Source organism: Ornithinibacillus salinisoli (assembly GCF_042684965.1).
GTDB lineage: Bacteria > Bacillota > Bacilli > Bacillales > Amphibacillaceae > Ornithinibacillus > Ornithinibacillus salinisoli.
The window spans coordinates 192,096-210,709 of record NZ_JBHUMI010000016.1 but is presented as its reverse complement, the minus strand read 5'-3'; the positions used below and the strand labels follow the sequence as shown (position 1 = coordinate 210,709).

Here is an 18,614-nt window from a genome sequence, read left to right as displayed (position 1 = left end):
ACAATTTATAAACAATTTGTCATTTTACTCATATTTTTCATTTACTTGGATAGCTAGTTCGTTTAACTGAGTATCACTCACTTCGTTCGGTGCATCGGTAAGCAAGTCGGAAGCAGATGCCGTTTTTGGGAATAATATTGTGTCACGTAAGTTCGATCTACCTGCAAGTAGCATGACAAGTCTATCTAACCCTAACGCGATACCACCATGTGGCGGTGCTCCAAAGTCCAATGCATCTAAAAGAAAACCAAACTGTTCTTCTGCTTCTTCTTTTGTGAAACCTAACACTTCAAACATTTTATCCTGTTGCTCTCGCTTATAGATACGCAATGATCCACCACCAAGCTCATACCCATTTAGAACAAGATCATATGCTATCGCTCGTACATTTCCTGGATCAGTTGATAATTTATCGACATCTCCTTCCTCAGGCATTGTAAATGGATGATGTGCTGCCGAGTAACGATCAAGTGCTTCATCATACTCAAGTAATGGCCATTCCGTTACCCATAAAAAGTTGAATTTAGATTCATCAATTAATTGTAATTCTTTTCCTAATTTCAAACGTAAGGCGCCTAAACTATCATATACAACAGAAGTCTTATCTGCACCAAACAGCAATAAATCACCATCTTGAGCTGCTGCTTTTTCCATTAATCCTGTCATTTCTTCGTCAGTTAAGAATTTTGCTATAGGTCCTTTTAATTCCGCCCCTTCTACTTTCAACCATGCTAACCCTTTTGCGCCATATACTTTAACAAAATCCGTTAGCTTATCGATATCTTTACGGGAAAAATGACTAGCTTGACCTTTTACATTTAATAAGCATACCTTACCACCTGATTCGATAGCACCTTGAAACACTTTAAACGTTGAATTGGCAAGTACATCGGATACATGTATGAGTTCTAAGTCAAATCTAGTATCTGGCTTATCTGATCCATACCTTTCCATCGCTTCATTATAAGGCATTCGTTGTAATGGTAACGAAATATCCGTGTTTTTAACTTCTTTCATGAGTCGCTGGATCATTTTTTCTGTCATTTCCATGATCTCATCACTAGATAAGAAAGAAGTTTCTATATCTATCTGTGTGAATTCCGGTTGACGGTCTGCTCGTAAATCTTCATCTCGGAAACATCTTGCAATTTGATAGTACTTCTCAAAACCACTCATCATAATCAATTGCTTAAACAATTGAGGTGACTGGGGTAATGCATAAAATTCGCCTGGATGTACTCGACTTGGAACAAGGTAATCACGTGCTCCTTCTGGTGTACTTTTCGTTAGAATAGGAGTTTCCATTTCTAAGTATCCATCCTCATTTAAGAAATTACGTATCGATTGCGTAATTTGATGGCGTAATTTAAAAGTTTCTTGTAATGGTGTTCTCCGTAAATCCAAATAACGATATTTTAACCGTAAATCCTCTGCCACGTCTGATTCGTCCTGAATGAGGAATGGTGGATTTTTGGCTTTGTTTAGAATGTCAATCTCAGATGCCAATACTTCAATATCTCCTGTTTTCATAACAGGGTTTACGGTTGCTTCATCCCTTTTAACAACTTGACCTTTTATTTGAACCACGTATTCACTACGCACTGACTCCGCAACTTCTAAAGCTTCCTTAGAAAAATCCGGATTAAACACGATTTGTACAATTCCAGATTTATCACGTAAATCTATAAAAATTAACCCACCTAAATCACGGCGCTTTTGCACCCATCCTTTCAGTAAAACAGTCGAATCGATATCGGTATGGCGTAATGTACCTGCTAATTTACGTTCACTCATGCCCTTTTCCTCCTAGTAGCTTCTGCTTAAGCATTTCGACTAATTTGTCAATAGAAACCTCATCCTGGTCTCCAGTTTCCATATCCTTCACATTTACAACTTGTTTTTCAAATTCATCCTCACCAAGGATTAGAACATATTTTGCTTTATAGCGATCAGCAGCTTTAAATTGCGCTTTCATCTTGCGCCCCTGGTAGTCCATATCTGTTTGAATGCCATTGGTTCGTAAATCGTGGACAAGTTTCACCGCTTGACTCTTCGGGTTCTCTCCTACGGCAATAAAGAAGGCATCTAATTGCTCATCTAATGTCAATTCTTGATTTTCTGCTTCTAAAGCCATTAGTAGTCGTTCAATTCCCATTCCAAAGCCAATTCCAGGGGTATCTGGTCCACCAATATCTTCTACTAATCCATTGTATCTCCCGCCACCAGCAAGCGTGGTAATCGCACCAAATCCTTCTGCCTCACTCATTATTTCAAAGGCAGTATGATTATAGTAGTCTAAGCCACGTACCAAATTAGGGTCAACTTCATATTCAACATCCAACATGGTTAGATACGACTTCAACTTTTCAAAATAATGACGTGACTCGTCATTCAAATAGTCTAATATCGACGGTGCGGTACTCATTGACGGGTGTTCCTTATCTTTTTTGCAGTCGAGAATTCGCATCGGATTTTGTGTTAGTCGTGTTTGGCAATCTTCACATAGTTCCTCTTTATGGGGAGCAAAGTGTTTCATTAATGCTTCGCGATAATTGATACGACTTTCTTGATCCCCTAAAGAGTTAATCACTAATTTTAAAGATGTGAGTCCAAGCTCTTTATAACAAGTCATGGCAAGATCAATAACCTCTGCATCAATGGCTGGATCTGCACTTCCTAATACCTCCACACCAAATTGATTTAATTGTCTCATTCTCCCCTGTTGTGGACGTTCATATCGGAACATTTGCATAAAGTAAAATAGTTTTACAGGTTGATTCACTTCCCCATAAAGCTTATTTTGAACAAATGCACGTGCTACTGAAGCTGTTCCCTCCGGACGAAGAGTCAAACTCCTTCCACCTCTATCTTCAAACGTATACATTTCCTTTTGCACAATATCAGTAGAATCTCCAACTCCACGCTGAAATAATTCCGTATGTTCAAATAGGGGTGTTCGAATCTCATTAAAGTGATATCGATCACAAATCTCTTTTATCTTATTTTCAACAAATTGCCATTTTTTTGCCTCAGTCGGTAATACATCAGCTGTACCTCTTGGAGCTTTCATATTCATGTTAATTACCCCCAATTTTTTTTAATATGTAAAAAAATATAAAAAAACTCCCATCCCTAAATAAAAAGGGACGAGAGTAACCCGCGTTGCCACCCTAGTTGATGCATGTTAATTGCATCCGCTCTTCACAGTTAACGCCTGCAAGACGTCCATACCTACTACCGTTCAATATGGAACCTCAGGAGTGTCTTTCATTAGAGCATCGTGTAAAATGTTTTCAGCCAATGACATTTTTTCTCTTTCCAGATGACATCTAATTACTTTTTCCCTCACTGGTTTACTAAATATATAATCCATATAATTACATCTTGAATGAATACTATCTTAATGTTTCCTTACATGAATGTCAAGTACGATTTATCTTTTTCTTTAAAGACTTTACTTCCCCTAATGAAATCCCCAATTCTTGAGCAATCTCCATATGATTTGATGAATCTTCTAACTCTACAAAACGATGAAAGTTAACACCAAAGATGTCTTTATTATTTTTTGAATTCCAATGTTTTTCATTATAACGCAATTCGATTCCTCCTTTCGTATTAATAGTTTTGCCTAAATGGATTTTTTTTATTAGAATAAGAAGAAGAATATCGAATTCGCTATTTATTTGTCACAACTAGGTATAGATCAGGAGGAACTTGTATTGCAAAGTAAAAAAATCATTATTCTTGCCATTGGTATTATTATTCTTGTCTTTTCAATGAGTCAAGTTGTATTTGCTGATGATGCTGTAATAAACGTCGATAATCTAAATGTAAGGGGTGGCCCTGGGACGAATTTTGATGTTGTTGGTCAAATTCATACAGATGAATCGTACCCGATTATTCAAAAAGATAATGAATGGATTGAAATACAACTAGAGAATGGAACTGGCTGGGTTAGTTCTGAATACATAACGGTTAAAGGAGAAACAGAAGAAACATCTCCCCCCTCTTCTCTCATGGAAAATGAGAAGTCAATAACAATTGTGTATGATAACACGCAAATTCGAGACGGTTCTTCAACCGACCACGAAATTATTCATTTTGCGGATAAAGGTACAGTTTTCAATGTAATATCTGAAACAGCTGAATGGTACGAAATAGAGAACGATTCGGTCAGTGGTTTTGTCCATAAAGATCTAGTTAACAAGAATCAGCAATCTAATGCTAGTGGTTTCAAGGGTAAAACAATCGTAATTGATGCTGGCCATGGTGGAAGAGATGTTGGGGCTATTGGCGCCAATGAAACGTATGAAAAGCATTTAACTTATAAAACTGCCTACGAACTTGAACAATTACTCACGCTACTTGGTGCTGAAGTGGTTCTAACAAGAAGTGAGGATGAATACATTTTTCTGGGTAGTAGATCAAGTGTGTCCAATCATTCCAATACAGATGCATTTATAAGTATTCATTATAATAGTGTCCCGGAATTACCTAGTGCAACAGGAATTGGTACATATTATTATCACGATCAATACGAATCACTTGCTAACTATATTCAGGAAGGTATTGTTAAAGAAACCGATGCAAGAGATAGAAACGCAACATTTGGTGACTACCAAGTTATACGACAAAATTATAAACCTTCTGTATTACTTGAGTTAGGATTCATTTCTAATGCTGAGGAAGAAATGCTTCTGCTAACAAATGCATATCAGCAAAAAATCGTTTCTGGTATTGTATATGGTCTAGGGAAATATTTTTCAAATGCCAACTAGTAGAGTATCCGAGTTAAAATGAAAAATAAAATTACTTTGGAGTTTTTATAGATTAGGAATTATGATTCATTGGAAAAAGCAACAATCTTGAAGAACTGCCAAAAATAATAACATGCAAAAAAATCGTACAATGTAATGTACGATTTTTTTATATCCATATTGATGTATGAGAATTATTGCAACGGACAAGCACCCCCTTATATGTGGCAAATTCCTTTTTTATAAGGGGGCAACTATTTTCCGCTTCTTATGAAATAAACATACTCCATGTCCGTTTTTATTTTTCTTGGCTGTCTATTATTAACGTTACCGGACCATCATTAGTCAGCTGAACTTGCATCATTGCTCCGAATTCCCCAGTTTCTACATTGATACCCTCATCCACTAGCAATTGATTGAATTGCTCATATAACTCATTCGCAGCATCCGGTTTTGCAGCTTGTAGAAAATTAGGTCTTCTCCCCTTACGCGTATCACCATATAATGTAAATTGAGAAATCGAAAGAATGCTCCCTCCAACATCCTTAAGCGAGAGATTCATTTTTTCATTCTCGTCTTCAAATACACGTAAATGAACGATCTTATTTACTAAATACTTTGCATCTTCCATCGTGTCCGTAAGTGTCACTCCAAGGAGTACGACAAAACCGTGGTCAACTTGTCCTACAACCTTGTCTTTTACCGTAACACTAGCATGATTAGCCCGTTGAATTACTGCCTTCATGTAAAAATATCCCCTTTATAGGTAATGGTTCTATTGTACTGTCCGAGATACAGAATAGATATCTTTTATCTGTTTAATTCGCTCTACAATTTTACGTAAATGGTCCGTATTATGAATTAAAATAGTGATCTGAATAACAGCCATTTTATTTCTGTCTGATCGTCCATTTACATGAGTTATATTCGTTTTCGTCTCATTCACAGCTTGTAATACCTCATTTAATAAACCTCTTCTATCATATCCCGATATTTCCAAGTCTACATGGTATTGTTTAAGTGTTTGATTGTTTTCCCATTCTACATGTAAATGTCTTTGTTTTGCTTCTTCAGTTTGTATATTTGGACAATCATTCCGGTGAACCGAAACACCTCTACCTTTTGTAATATACCCTACAATTGTATCTCCAGGAACTGGGTTACAGCATTTCGAGAGCCTTACTAATAAATTATCGACTCCTTCTACTTTTACACCAGAGTCTTTTTTATGAGCCTTCTTCTCTTTTACATCATTGTTAACTTCTTCTATTGTCTGAGCTAGGTCTTGCTCTTTTTGCCTTGTTTGACGAATTTTTTCGGTAAGTCGTGTTGCAATTAATGCACCAGTAATTCCTTGGTAACCTACTGCGGCATACATATCATCTGCATTTGTGAAATTAAACCTTTCATAAATCCGTCGTAGGTTTTCTTCTGTCAATGCTTCTTTTGGCTCGATACCAAGGGATCGAATTTCTTTCTCCACGATGTCCTTACCTTTTACTATATTCTCGTCTCGTTTTTGTTTCTTAAAGAATTGTTTTATTTTATTCTTCGCTTGTGATGTTTGGGTGATCTTCAACCAATCTTGAGATGGACCGTAAGAATGCTTGGAAGTCATTACTTCCACGATATCCCCATTTTGCAGTACATAATCCAAAGGTTCCATCTTTCCATTCACTTTAGCACCAATGGTTTGATTTCCAATCTCCGTATGAATACGATAAGCAAAATCAAGTGGAATGGATCCCGAAGGAAGTTCAATTACATCGCCTTTTGGTGTGAACACGTACACCATATCCGAAAACAAATCAATTTTTAGTGATTCTATAAATTCTTCCGCATCATGTGTCTCGGTTTGCCATTCAAGAATTTCTCTAAACCATGTCAGTTTTTCTTCAAAAGATTTCTTTCCTTTATGAAGTTGTTTCCCTTCTTTATAGGCCCAGTGTGCAGCTATCCCATACTCAGCTATTTCATGCATATCTTTCGTACGGATTTGAACCTCTAAAGGATCTCCCTTCGGTCCAATTACGGTCGTATGCAACGATTGGTACAGGTTCGGTTTCGGCATTGCAATGTAATCTTTAAACCTTCCAGGCATCGGTTTCCAGCATGTATGAATAATCCCTAAAACCGCATAACAATCTTTTATACTATCAACAATAATTCGGACAGCTAACAAATCGTATATTTCATTAAATTGTTTATTTTGTATCGACATTTTCCGATAAATACTATATAAATGCTTTGGTCTCCCTGAAAAATCTGCTTTAATATTAACATCTTCCAGTTGTTTTGTTACCTCATCAATTACTTCATCAATATTAGTTTCCCGTTCATTTCTTTTTTGCTTCATTAATTGAACAATTCGATAATATTGTTGTGGATTTAAGTATCGTAAAGCGGTATCTTCTAGTTCCCATTTGATTGTCGAAATACCTAGCCGATGGGCTAATGGTGCAAATATTTCTAACGTTTCATTTGCCTTAATTCGTTGCTTTTCGGGTGGTAAATGCTTTAATGTACGCATATTATGCAGGCGGTCGGCGAGCTTGATTAAAATTACTCGGATATCCTTTGCCATAGCTACAAACATTTTTCTGTGGTTTTCGGCTTGTTGTGCCTCTTTTGATTTATATTTAATCTTCCCTAGCTTCGTTACACCATCAACCAGTAATGCAACTTCTGGATTGAATGCTTCTTCTAAATCTTCTAACGTTACTTCAGTATCTTCTACAACATCATGTAAAAAACCACTAGCTACGGTTACAGGATCCATAGTTAAGTCCACTAATATACCAGCAACTTGTACAGGATGAATAATATATGCCTCACCTGATTTACGGTACTGATCTTTATGTGCATCTTTTGCAAATTCATATGCGCGCTGAATAAAAGCTATATCCTCTTCTGAAAGATATTCCCGCGCATTATCTATTAAATTTTCTATTGTTATTACGCCATCTTTTGCCATTTAATCACCTTAATCCTGCATGCTACGAAATAAGATACTTTTCTAATAGTATCGAAAACTTTTACGAAAATGTAAAGAGAAAAACATTAAATATGGAACAACCCCTATTATAAGAGGCCTGGTGAAATTTCATCCACCAGACCCTCATGGGATACATTTAGTATTTCATTAATGTAAGTACATCATAACCATCAAGTTTTTTTAGACCATCTAGGTAAGTAAGCTCAATTAAGAATGCACAACCTACAACAATTCCACCAAGTTCCTCAACAAGTTTTATCGTTGCTTCAATTGTACCACCAGTTGCAAGTAAATCATCTGTAATGAGAACTCGCTGCCCTGGTTTAATAGCATCCTTATGAATGGTTAGAACATTTTTACCATACTCTAAGCCGTAATCAACTTTAATTACTTCTCGAGGTAGCTTCCCTTCTTTACGAACAGGTGCGAATCCAACCTCCAACGCGTAAGAAACAGGGCATCCAATAATAAACCCTCTTGCTTCAGGACCAACAACGATATCAATGTTTTTTTCATTTGCAAATTGTACAATCTCATCTACCGCAGATTTAAATGCTTTTCCATTATCCATCAACGGTGTAATATCTTTAAACTGAATGCCTTCTTTTGGCCAGTTCTCTACAATTTTTATATACTTTTTATAATCCATGGGTGATTTCCTCCTTAAGACCTTCCCTATCCATATAATTAATTGTCGCTCGGAACCAATCAATTAACTCTTGGTATGTTGAATAGTACAATGTCTTTTCAATATGTGCTTTATTCATTCGCTCTTGATATATCCTCGATTCCTGTAAATCCTTTTTCACAGGTGAAGTGTTAAGTTGAATAACTCCATTCTCTATCTTAACAAATTCCAACTCAAAAAACACTTTAGAAATAAATATAACATGATCTTTTTTCCAACCTTTTGCATCCATGATCATTTGTAACTCTTTATTTAAGTCTATTTGCTTTTTCTTCCATACCATAGCATAAAACCACTTAAAGTCTTCTCGAGATGGAATCGAAGATAAATACAAGCTATTTTCAACATACAAACATACATGGATATTAACAGGTTGTACCTGATTTATAATGTCTTGTAATTGTTGGAGATTGTCTGGCAATTCATATATATATAACGTTTCAGCACGCGCTATGGTGTCTAACGGTGTATCATACGAAATCCTGCAGACATTACCCGGATAGCCACTTTCACTTTCTATCTCTTGATTACTTATTACAACATGTTGTTCTTGAGGATGAAAATAGGGAGAAATATCAAATTGTTTCTTCCCTCTATGATCAAATAATTGCCATTCCTCTATCTTCAAATCTTGTATGATAAGTTGTGGTTTTTTTATCCCATTCCACTCATTAATTCCTAGTTCACCGACAATTGAAATTGGTGTTTTAGGGGTGATATTATGGAACAATTCACCCATACTAAACCCAATTCCTTCAATTTTTTTGTCTTTCTCATTAAAAAGGACCTTTAAATGATTCTTCATGTTTCCTAATTGTCGAATTTCAGAAGGTATAGCATTTAAGTGAAATATTGGCTTTGGATTAGCCATACCAAAAGGTGCCAGTTGATCGATTTCGGTAATAAGCTCTTCATTTATTTCTGGTATACAAATTGTTTTACTTATCTCAATTACTTGTTTAAAGTCATCACTTGTTAATTGCTCTTGTATGAGTGCATTTAATTCAGCCTGTATTTCCAATACATTAGAAAGAGGTAGTGTCATCCCAGCAGCTTGAGCATGTCCTCCGAAATGAGTAAATAGCGGTCTGATCTTCATACAATTTTGAAATAAATCAAAGGCAGGAATACTTCTTGCAGACCCCTTGGCAGTCTGTTTCTCTTCATTTATGGCAAGTACTATTGCTGGTCGATCGTATTTTTTTACTAATCGAGAAGCAACTATACCAAGTACACCTTCATTCCATCCAGCTTTAGCAACAATAATTACTGACTGCTCCGTTTGATCAGAAACCATCTTCTCTGCTTCCTTCACTATCGAAGCAACAATCCTTTGACGCTCCTGATTTAATTCATTTACAACCTCTGCCAAATGTTCTGCTTCTTCCACATCGTCTGTCATCAACAATTGAACTGCTAAATCAGCATCCTGTAGTCTTCCAACAGCATTTAGCCTAGGCCCAATAAGAAAACCAATATCTTGTTCGTTAATTTTCCCTTCTATTTTACATTGCTTCATTAATGCTTGTAATCCAAATCGTTTGGTTATTGCTAGTTTCTTTAAACCATAAAACGTAAGTATCCGATTCTCACGTACTAATGGAACTAAGTCTGCGATCGTTCCTATCGCTACTAAATCTAGTAAATGATCGGGAAAATAACCTAATAGATGCTGGGAAAACTTGAAAGCAACGCCAACTCCAGCTAGTTCTTTAAACGGATAATCTGGAGAGCACTTTGGATGAATAATTGCATATGCATCCGGCAATTCTTCTTGTGGTTCATGGTGGTCCGTAATAATCAAGTCCATCCCTAACTGTTTTGCAACTTCTGCTTCGTGAACAGACGCTATTCCTGTATCCACCGTAATAATAACAGAATATCCTTCTTCAGATGCATGCTTAAATGCCTCTTCATTTGGACCGTATCCCTCTGTGAAACGATTAGGGATATAATAGTCACAGTTTGCACCCAATTCTTGAAGTGCTTTTAATAATACGGTAGTAGAACTAACACCGTCTGCATCGTAATCACCATATACTAGTATTTTTTCATTTTGCTCAATTGCAGTATGTACCCGAGTACATGCTTTATCAATGGATTGAAATCCGATTGGATCATTTAAGTTTTCTAGCTTTGGGGATAAAAAATCCTGTGCTTCCTGTGCGGTTGAAATTCCTCGTTGTATTAACAGTTCTTTCATGACGGGGGACAAATTGCTAGAATCATCCATCCATTGAGTCATATTTTCTGGTAGCATATTAAATTTCCAATTAGACTTGCTTTGTAACATAAATTCACCCCTGACTAATCTATTATAGCGAATAGAATCAGGGGTCGCAATGTGAAAGAATAATTATTTATTTTTCCATTTGTTCTTGATCAGAAATTGGAACTTCATTTGTTTCTTCTAGTGATAAATCATTCAAACCATTGTCTTCCATTACGTTGTTCATCTTTTGATTTTCTATTTTTAACAACTTAATTTCACGCTGCATACGAAACATTTTCACCATACCTACTGCGCCTGTTATAATACCACCCATTAACACGGAAAATAAAATAACTAGGATTAACGGAGATTCACCCGTCCAAAAAAGGTAGTTTACTTCGACCGGAGAAACATTAGTAACTGCAAAAATAGCTACAATAATAACGAAGATGATTGCTAAAATAACATATGATTGACCTTTCATTATAAAACCCCTTTTCATTCTATAATAGGTTGTTATTAATTTACCCTATATACACCTGAAGTAATCACAGAAAAAGGAGATCACCCATCCTTGAGTAATCTCCCACCACTTATACCTGTGGTCCTTCTACACGTTTCTTCTTCCGAAAATCTACAGGCTTTTCTTTAAGCATTTTCCCGCGCCATACAAGCCAAATTTGCGTTGCTAAGAATAACGATGAATACGTACCAGCCAATAATCCTACCGCTAATGCAATGGCAAATCCTGTGATAGGATCGGCTCCTAAGAATAGGAAAGCCAGTACTGCAATCAATGTCGTTATTGTTGTATTAACGGTCCTTGTCATCGTTTGAACGATACTTTTATTTACTACTGAAGCAAGCTCTTTAAATGACTTTACTGCCTTTTTCTTACGTCGCAGGTTTTCTCTAATTCGGTCAAAGGTTACAATCGTAGCGTTGATGGAGTAACCTATAATGGTTAATACTGCAGCAACAATCGTAACATCAAATTCAATTCGTGTGATACTAAATACGGCAAGTGTAATAAAGACATCATGCAACAATGCAATAATCGTTGTTATTGCAAAGAAAAACTCAAACCGTAAAGCCACATAAATGATCATCCCAATGGAGGCAATAGCAAGTGCATACAAAGCATTTTTGACTAGCTCTTCACCGACAATTGACGATACGACACTTACATTTGGATCAATTCCATACTTTTCATTAAAGTATGTATTTAACTCATTGATTTTATTTTCCGGTATTACTTCATCATAACGAACAACCGCAATTTCATTATTTTCACCGGAAATCACGACAGATCGACCTTCAAGCTCCAGTTCTTCCAAACCAGTATTGACTTCTTCAGTTGTTAAACTCTCATTAGCCATGATTTCTACTCTAGAACCACTAGTAAAGTCAATACCAGGATTCAATTTCAACACGATTAAGGAAAGTGCACCTACAATAACAATAATAGATGTGATCATAAAGAACTTCCTACGATTGTCTACAATGTTTACATTACGATTAAGAAATGTCGGCTCTACTTCTGTTTCATCACTAATATCTTTTATATCCGTTTTCTTAACACCAAACCATGACGGTCGTTCTTTCAGAAATTTCACTCTTATCCATAATTGCAATAACAACCTAGTTCCGTAAACAGCTGTGAGAAAGCTAATAACAATACTAAGAATTAACATGGTCGCAAAACCTTTAACAGAGCTCGTACCAAATATAAATAAAACAGTTGCAGCTAGCAATGTCGTTATATTGGCATCGACAATGGCACGTAATGAATTACTTGTTCCAGCTTTAAAAGCTGCGATTAATGATTTCCCTTCTCGTAATTCTTCCTTTATCCGTTCAAATGTAATTACGTTAGCATCTACTGCCATACCAACCCCTAATATCAAGGCGGCAATACCAGGTAACGTCAATACACCGTTCATTTCTTTAAACACTAATAAAACGAAGAAAATGTAAATAGCTAAATTAACGACAGAAATAGCACCTGGAAAACGGTAAACTGCTATCATAAATAAAAAGATAAAACCAATACCTATAAACGCTGCGAATACCGTCTCATTTAATGCTTGTTCACCGAATTTTGCCCCTACAGAAGTTGAGAATAGTTCTGTCATATGTACTGGTAAGGATCCAGAATTGATGATGTCAGCTAAATATTGAGCCGATTCCACTGTGAAGTTTCCTTCAATCATAACATTTGTAGTATTAAGCGTCTTCCTAACACTAGGTGAAGAGACAAATTTAGGGTCCTCTTTCGTTACTTCTTCCTCAAAGGAATCTCCCTCTTTAAAATCCATCCAGATGACTAATAAGTTATCTGGTGGTCCCATATCTTTTATTTGGCTAGTGACATCACGGAACTTCGATGCATCCTTCAATTGTAATGTCACAATTGGGGCATTTGTGTCGGGATGAAAATCCTGTTTTGCACTACCTTCTTTTACATCGTTTCCATCTAATAATTCATTATCATTGACATCACGAAACGAGAGATTAGCAGAAGTTGATAACATTTCTCTTGCTTCTGTCTGATCTTTAATCCCTGCTAATTGAACACGGATTCGGTCTTCGCCTTCAATGTCAATTGTCGCCTCACTTATACCTAGGCGATTCACCCGGTCATTTAATGTTTGAACAGTCGATTCTAATAGATCGCGGTTAACTTCCTGTGATTCATCAACAGGTTCAACCTTATACAATACTTCAAAACCACCTTGAAGATCTAAACCTAAATTAATATTTTTTGCTATCCCTGGTGTAAACAAACCAATACTAACAGCAAAACCGATTACAATTACAAAGAAGGCAATAATTCTACCTCTATTTTTCATGTACTAGTTCCTCCCTTATTATCAACCAAACTTATATGTATTTCTATTCTCTCTCTTCTCCTTCAGTCAATGCAGCAATAGAAGCCATTAAATCATCATCTTGATAAGCGTTAACTGTTAAATAACTCATATATATATTCGAGCCTAGGTGTAATATATCTTGAACGACTTCATATAATCGTTTACTCGGATGACCCTTCCAAACTTTTTTCACTAAGCAGTTCCAAATATCATCATTTGTCGCTTTTGAATAGCCCATCATAAGAAATTCTTGCGTCTTACTCTCCAACACAGGTTGAAGCATTTCCTTCCATTCCTCAACGCTTTTAACAAGTTCCAAGACGATCCCCCCAATATATGTACCATGTAATTTAGCTTACTTGTCATGCTTGGCCCACTTTATTGCATATATATCATTGTATATGAAATTTTATTTTTTGAGAAGGCAGGTCGTCTATCTTGTCCAAACAAACTTTTTTACAAGGAACACTTATCTTGATAATCGCAGGAATGATAACAAGATTCTTAGGATTTATTAATCGCTTAGTAGTTGCTCGTTTAATGGGAGAAGAGGGTGTCGGTCTGTATATGATGGCTCTTCCTACCTTGTTCTTAGTCATGACTTTCACACAGCTTGGACTACCTGTTGCTATATCAAAACGTGTGGCTGAAGCAGAAGCGAAAAATAACCCTGCAAAAGTAAAACAAATTCTCATTGTATCACTAATTATAACAGGTGTTTCTAGCATTCTTTTTACATCGATTATGATCTTTGCAGGACCATTTATCGCAACTACATTATTAACGGATGAACGGACATTATACCCACTCATTGCCATAAGTCCTATTATCCCCATAGTTGCTATATCATCTGTTTTACGTGGCTATTTCCAAGGGAAACAAAACATGAAACCACAAAGTTATGCCCAGGTTATTGAACAGATCGTACGAATTAGTTGTGTGGCTTTATTTGTAAATCTACTTCTACCTTTTGGTGTCGAATACGCAGCTGCAGGTGCCATGTTTAGTGTTATTTTAGGAGAATTCGTATCACTCTGTTATATGATATATCTATTTAAACGGAAAAAAACCGTTCGAATTAGATACAGGTTTTTCTCTTATTTAAAAACGAGTAAAAATACATTAAAGGAACTGTTTTCCATTGCACTGCCAAGCACAGGTAGTAGAATGATTGGATCGATATCAAACTTTTTAGAGCCCATTTTAGTCGCCCAAAGTCTTTATATTGCTGGTATTTCGACAACTGTGGCAACGAAACAATATGGAGAACTTACAGGGTATGTACTTCCCTTATTGTTCTTGCCGACATTTATTACTCATTCGTTGTCGATTGCTTTAGTCCCATCTATATCCGAAGCAGAAGCAAATTTAAATAGAAAAATAATTCATTATCGTATCCACCAATCAATCCGTATTTCCTTTGCATCTGGTGCTATAGCTACCATTGTATTAACGCTATTTTCTGACCCTATACTTACTTTTATGTATGGTTCAGCAAATGCTAGTAAGTATTTAGTGCTTATGGCTCCATTATTTATTCTCCTGTACATTCAAGCACCGTTACAAGCTACATTACAAGCACTAGACTTTGCCAGACCAGCAATGTGGAATAGTTTAATAGGCGCAGTATGTAAATTGACGTTATTATGTTTGCTTGCATCTAATGAACAATTCGGCATGATGGGCGTTGCTATGTCCATGTCGGTAGGAGTTATCTTGGTTACGTTATTGCATCTAGGAACATTACAAAAATTAATCCAATTTTCTATTCCAATGAAAGACATTATTAAAATGGTATTATTACTTTTACTAACCTGGATGGTTGGAAGTTTCCTCAAGAATATTTATATGACACTGGATTCGAATATTTTTATTTTTCTAGTATTATTAATCGCCCTAGTGATAATCTATATTTTCTTTTTATTTATTTTGAAATTTATCACGAAGGAAGAATTGAAACAAATACCTATATTGCAAAAATGGATTTAATTTTTTAAAAAAACTCGTCTATTTTCTTTGGACATGAATAAAATGACAGTAACTGGACATTCAGGGGGGAGATATGATGCAAAGTAAACATTTTGTTGCATTAATGTATGGGTGGATTGTAATACTTGGGTTAATATTGATTGCAAGCTTTTCATTAGCATTATTACTTCGTTTTTCATCATTTAATGAACCAACATTATCATGGGTTGCGTTAGTTATTGGATTAATTTCTTTATTTATCGGTGGGCTAATCGCAGGGATCAAAGGAAAAGCAAAAGGATGGATGATTGGAGCATTTACTGGCTTAGGATTTACTATTTTCACATTTCTTGTTCAATATCTAGGTTATCAGCAATCCTTTTCTCTAGAACAATCGATTCATCACCTGTTTTATATTTCTGCGGCTCTATTCGGTGGTGTTATTGGTGTAAATATTGTAACCGATGAAAATAAGAATTCCTAATGAAAAAAAGAGGCATCCTTAGAGGAGCCTCTTTTTAATTGGAAAAAATAAAAATAATACCTGCGGATAACGTACAGCCATGAACAATCACGCCCTCCTATGAAAAAAGTTTCTTCATTCAGTGACGTGGTGTTCCATTTCGCACGTGCTCGTCCGCTAATCAGTGTTACTCAGATTTTAACTCTCTTACTGCTGAACGGTCATATGTAAGTTTCGTACCGTCGCCTGCTTGCAATACGATTGTGTTCTCATCAAGTGCATGAATAACACCATGAAATCCACCAATAGTAACTACAGTATCACCTTTTTGAAGATTAGCTTGCATTTGACCTACTTGCTTTTGACGTTTTTGTTGTGGACGAATAAGCAAGAAATAAAAAATAACAAACATCAACACAAGCATAATAATAGGACTAAAAGCTTCCATTTCATTTCACCTCTTTCATTAGAAATTTTTGGCATTCGGTTGATTCAATCCATATTGTTCAAAGAATGCTTCTCGAAAGTCCCCAAGTCGATCTTCTCGAATCGCATTTCGGACTTGCTCCATTAATTTTAACAGAAAATATAAGTTATGATAAGTAGTAAGTCTAAAACCATACGTTTCATTACATTTAATTAGGTGTCGAATGTAGGCACGCGTATAATTTTTACATACATGACAATCACAGTTTTCATCTATTGGACTAAAATCTCTAGCATATTTCGCATTACGTACGACTAACCTTCCGTTTGATGTCATACATGTTCCATTTCGTGCAATTCTTGTTGGCAATACACAATCAAACATATCAATTCCTCGAATTGCACCATCAATTAAGGAGTCAGGAGAACCTACTCCCATTAAATAACGAGGCTTGTTAGTTGGCATTAATGGCGTCGTAAATTCTAGCACTCGATTCATGACATCCTTAGGTTCACCAACTGAAAGTCCTCCAACCGCATATCCCGGGAAATCAAGTGATACTAAATCTTGAGCACTCTGCTTACGTAATTCCTCATACTCGCCACCTTGGATAATTCCAAACAGTCCTTGCACATCTTTGCGTTCATGTGCTTGCAAACATCGTTCTGCCCATCGAGATGTTCTTTCTACCGATGCTTTCATATAATCATACGTTGCTGGATATGGTGGACATTCATCAAATGCCATCATGATATCCGAACCTAACGCATTTTGGATTTGCATCGCCCTTTCTGGTGATAGAAATAACTTCTCACCACTTAAATGATTCCGGAAATGGACACCTTCCTCTTTTATTTCTCGCATATCACTCAGGCTAAATACTTGAAATCCTCCTGAATCAGTAAGGATTGCCCCATCCCAATTCATGAATTTATGTAATCCGCCTGCCTCACGAATGATGTCTTCTCCAGGACGTAACCATAAATGATACGTATTAGAAAGAATGATGTTTGCATTCATATCTTGTAATTCTTCCGGGCTCATTGTTTTTACCGTTGCAAGAGTTCCAACCGGCATAAATGTTGGCGTATCAAAGGTTCCATGGGGTGTATGGACTCGTCCAAGTCTTGCGCCAGTTTGCTTACATGTTTTTATAAATTCATATCTTATAGGTGTTGTCATATATCTCGTTCCTTTTTTTATAAAATTAGCATAGCATCACCAAAACTAAAAAACCGGTAACGTTCTCTAACCGCTTCTTCGTAAGCTGATAATACCGTTTCTTTGTCTACAAAAGCACTAACAAGCATAATTAATGTAGATTTAGGTAGGTGGAAGTTAGTAATTAACCCATCAATTGCTCGGAATTGATACGGTGGATAGATAAAAATATCTGTCCAACCACTTGATTCCACAAATCTTCCGTCATGATCTCTTGCGATTGTTTCGAGTGTTCGAGTCGATGTTGTACCTACTGAAATAATTCTTCCGCCATTTTCCTTCTCCTTCGTAAGTGTATCTGCTGTTTCTTTGGACATATGGTAAAATTCGGCATGCATCTCATGATCATCAACATCCTCAACACTTACTGGTCGAAATGTCCCTAGACCTACGTGTAAAGTGATAAACGCTATGGTTACGCCCATCTCTTTTATCTCTTCAAGTAATTCCTCTGTGAAATGAAGTCCCGCTGTTGGGGCAGCTGCTGACCCTTCTTCTTTAGCATACACAGTTTGATACCGCTCTCTTTCAGGTAGCTGCTCCTTAATGTACGGTGGAAGTGGCATTTCACCTAATTGATCGAGAACCTCATAAAATATTCCCTCATATTCAAACTGAAAAATGCGTCCTCCATGGTCCTTTACATCTGTACAAGTCGCCTTTAATTTTCCGTCTCCAAATAGGAGCGTAGTACCTTTTTTAACCTTTTTAGCCGGTTTCGTTAGCACTTCCCATTTATCTTCTTCTTGCTGATGTAAAAGCAACACTTCAATCTTGGCACCTGTATCTTTTTTTACACCAAACAGTCTGGCCGGAAGAACTCTTGTGTCATTTAATACAAGACAGTCCCCCTTTTTTAAGTACTGTTTAATATCCTTAAAAACACTATGCTTGGTTTTCTTGGTGTCTCGATTTAATACGAGTAGTCGTGATGATGTTCGATCTTTTAATGGTGTTTGTGCAATTAATTCTTCTGGTAAATCAAAATCAAAATCTTCAATTTTCATGAT

At 36.3% G+C, this 18,614-nt stretch carries 16 protein-coding genes and 1 other annotated feature; of the genes, 3 read left to right on the top strand and 13 right to left on the bottom strand.

Annotation, left to right across the window (positions count from 1 at the left end):
* Positions 1–24: 24 nt before the first annotated feature.
* The 3 genes from aspS to ACFSTA_RS11610 all read right to left on the bottom strand — a co-directional run bounded on the left by aspS (position 25) and on the right by ACFSTA_RS11610 (position 3,596).
* Positions 25–1,794, bottom strand: coding sequence for an aspartate--tRNA ligase (aspS, locus tag ACFSTA_RS11620; RefSeq protein WP_377556868.1), 1,770 nt, complete (start codon positions 1,792–1,794; stop codon positions 25–27).
* The gene (gene hisS, locus ACFSTA_RS11615) at positions 1,787–3,076 is read right to left on the bottom strand and encodes a histidine--tRNA ligase (RefSeq protein ID WP_377556867.1); all 1,290 of its coding nucleotides are present in this window, start codon (positions 3,074–3,076) and stop codon (positions 1,787–1,789) included. The genes aspS and hisS overlap by 8 nt, the downstream gene beginning before the upstream one ends.
* A gap of 63 nt (positions 3,077–3,139) precedes the next feature.
* Positions 3,140–3,358 (bottom strand) — a binding site (T-box leader).
* 64 nt (positions 3,359–3,422) lie between these two features.
* A complete protein-coding gene (locus ACFSTA_RS11610) occupies positions 3,423–3,596 on the bottom strand; it encodes a hypothetical protein (RefSeq protein WP_377556866.1) in 174 nt (57 codons plus the stop codon).
* A 123-nt stretch (positions 3,597–3,719) separates the two neighbouring features.
* On the opposite strand from ACFSTA_RS11610, the gene ACFSTA_RS11605 reads away from it, so the two are divergent.
* Positions 3,720–4,778 carry an N-acetylmuramoyl-L-alanine amidase gene (locus ACFSTA_RS11605; RefSeq protein ID WP_377556865.1) on the top strand — a complete coding sequence of 353 codons (1,059 nt, stop codon included), beginning with the start codon at positions 3,720–3,722 and terminating at the stop codon, positions 4,776–4,778.
* Positions 4,779–5,055: 277 nt separating this feature from the next.
* Here ACFSTA_RS11605 and dtd read toward each other — a convergent pair whose 3' ends face one another.
* From dtd to ACFSTA_RS11570, 7 genes are all read right to left on the bottom strand, one after another.
* Complete coding sequence (gene dtd / locus ACFSTA_RS11600; protein ID WP_377556864.1) at positions 5,056–5,502, bottom strand: D-aminoacyl-tRNA deacylase; 447 nt, start codon at positions 5,500–5,502, stop codon at positions 5,056–5,058.
* A gap of 30 nt (positions 5,503–5,532) precedes the next feature.
* Positions 5,533–7,731, bottom strand: a complete 2,199-nt coding sequence (locus tag ACFSTA_RS11595; RefSeq protein ID WP_377556862.1) for a RelA/SpoT family protein — start codon at positions 7,729–7,731, stop codon at positions 5,533–5,535.
* Between the two features lie 157 nt (positions 7,732–7,888).
* Entirely contained in the window at positions 7,889–8,401 is a 513-nt protein-coding gene (locus ACFSTA_RS11590) for an adenine phosphoribosyltransferase (RefSeq protein ID WP_377556861.1), read from the bottom strand.
* Positions 8,391–10,733 (bottom strand): single-stranded-DNA-specific exonuclease RecJ, encoded by a 2,343-nt coding sequence (gene recJ, locus ACFSTA_RS11585; RefSeq protein ID WP_377556860.1) that lies wholly within the window; start codon positions 10,731–10,733, stop codon positions 8,391–8,393. Before recJ ends, ACFSTA_RS11590 begins: the two co-directional genes overlap by 11 nt.
* Before the next feature lie 67 nt (positions 10,734–10,800).
* Positions 10,801–11,136 (bottom strand): LapA family protein, encoded by a 336-nt coding sequence (locus tag ACFSTA_RS11580; protein WP_377556859.1) that lies wholly within the window; start codon positions 11,134–11,136, stop codon positions 10,801–10,803.
* A gap of 109 nt (positions 11,137–11,245) precedes the next feature.
* On the bottom strand, positions 11,246–13,504 hold the full coding sequence (secDF, locus tag ACFSTA_RS11575) for a protein translocase subunit SecDF (RefSeq protein ID WP_377556858.1): 2,259 nt from the start codon (positions 13,502–13,504) through the stop codon (positions 11,246–11,248).
* A 43-nt stretch (positions 13,505–13,547) separates the two neighbouring features.
* Positions 13,548–13,844 (bottom strand): post-transcriptional regulator, encoded by a 297-nt coding sequence (locus tag ACFSTA_RS11570; protein WP_377556857.1) that lies wholly within the window; start codon positions 13,842–13,844, stop codon positions 13,548–13,550.
* Between the two features lie 119 nt (positions 13,845–13,963).
* On the opposite strand from ACFSTA_RS11570, the gene spoVB reads away from it, so the two are divergent.
* Both spoVB and ACFSTA_RS11560 read left to right on the top strand, forming a co-directional pair.
* Positions 13,964–15,514: a stage V sporulation protein B gene (gene spoVB / locus ACFSTA_RS11565; RefSeq protein ID WP_377556856.1), complete on the top strand. Its 1,551-nt coding sequence runs from the start codon at positions 13,964–13,966 to the stop codon at positions 15,512–15,514.
* 76 nt (positions 15,515–15,590) lie between these two features.
* Complete coding sequence (locus ACFSTA_RS11560) at positions 15,591–15,977, top strand: TIGR04086 family membrane protein (protein WP_377556855.1); 387 nt, start codon at positions 15,591–15,593, stop codon at positions 15,975–15,977.
* Positions 15,978–16,143: 166 nt separating this feature from the next.
* Here ACFSTA_RS11560 and yajC read toward each other — a convergent pair whose 3' ends face one another.
* The 3 genes from yajC to queA are packed head-to-tail and all read right to left on the bottom strand — an operon-like array spanning position 16,144 to position 18,611.
* A complete protein-coding gene (gene yajC / locus ACFSTA_RS11555) occupies positions 16,144–16,404 on the bottom strand; it encodes a preprotein translocase subunit YajC (protein ID WP_377556854.1) in 261 nt (86 codons plus the stop codon).
* Positions 16,405–16,422: 18 nt separating this feature from the next.
* On the bottom strand, positions 16,423–17,565 hold the full coding sequence (gene tgt, locus ACFSTA_RS11550) for a tRNA guanosine(34) transglycosylase Tgt (RefSeq protein WP_377556853.1): 1,143 nt from the start codon (positions 17,563–17,565) through the stop codon (positions 16,423–16,425).
* A 17-nt stretch (positions 17,566–17,582) separates the two neighbouring features.
* Positions 17,583–18,611, bottom strand: a complete 1,029-nt coding sequence (gene queA / locus ACFSTA_RS11545) for a tRNA preQ1(34) S-adenosylmethionine ribosyltransferase-isomerase QueA (RefSeq protein ID WP_377556852.1) — start codon at positions 18,609–18,611, stop codon at positions 17,583–17,585.
* Positions 18,612–18,614: the final 3 nt, after the last annotated feature.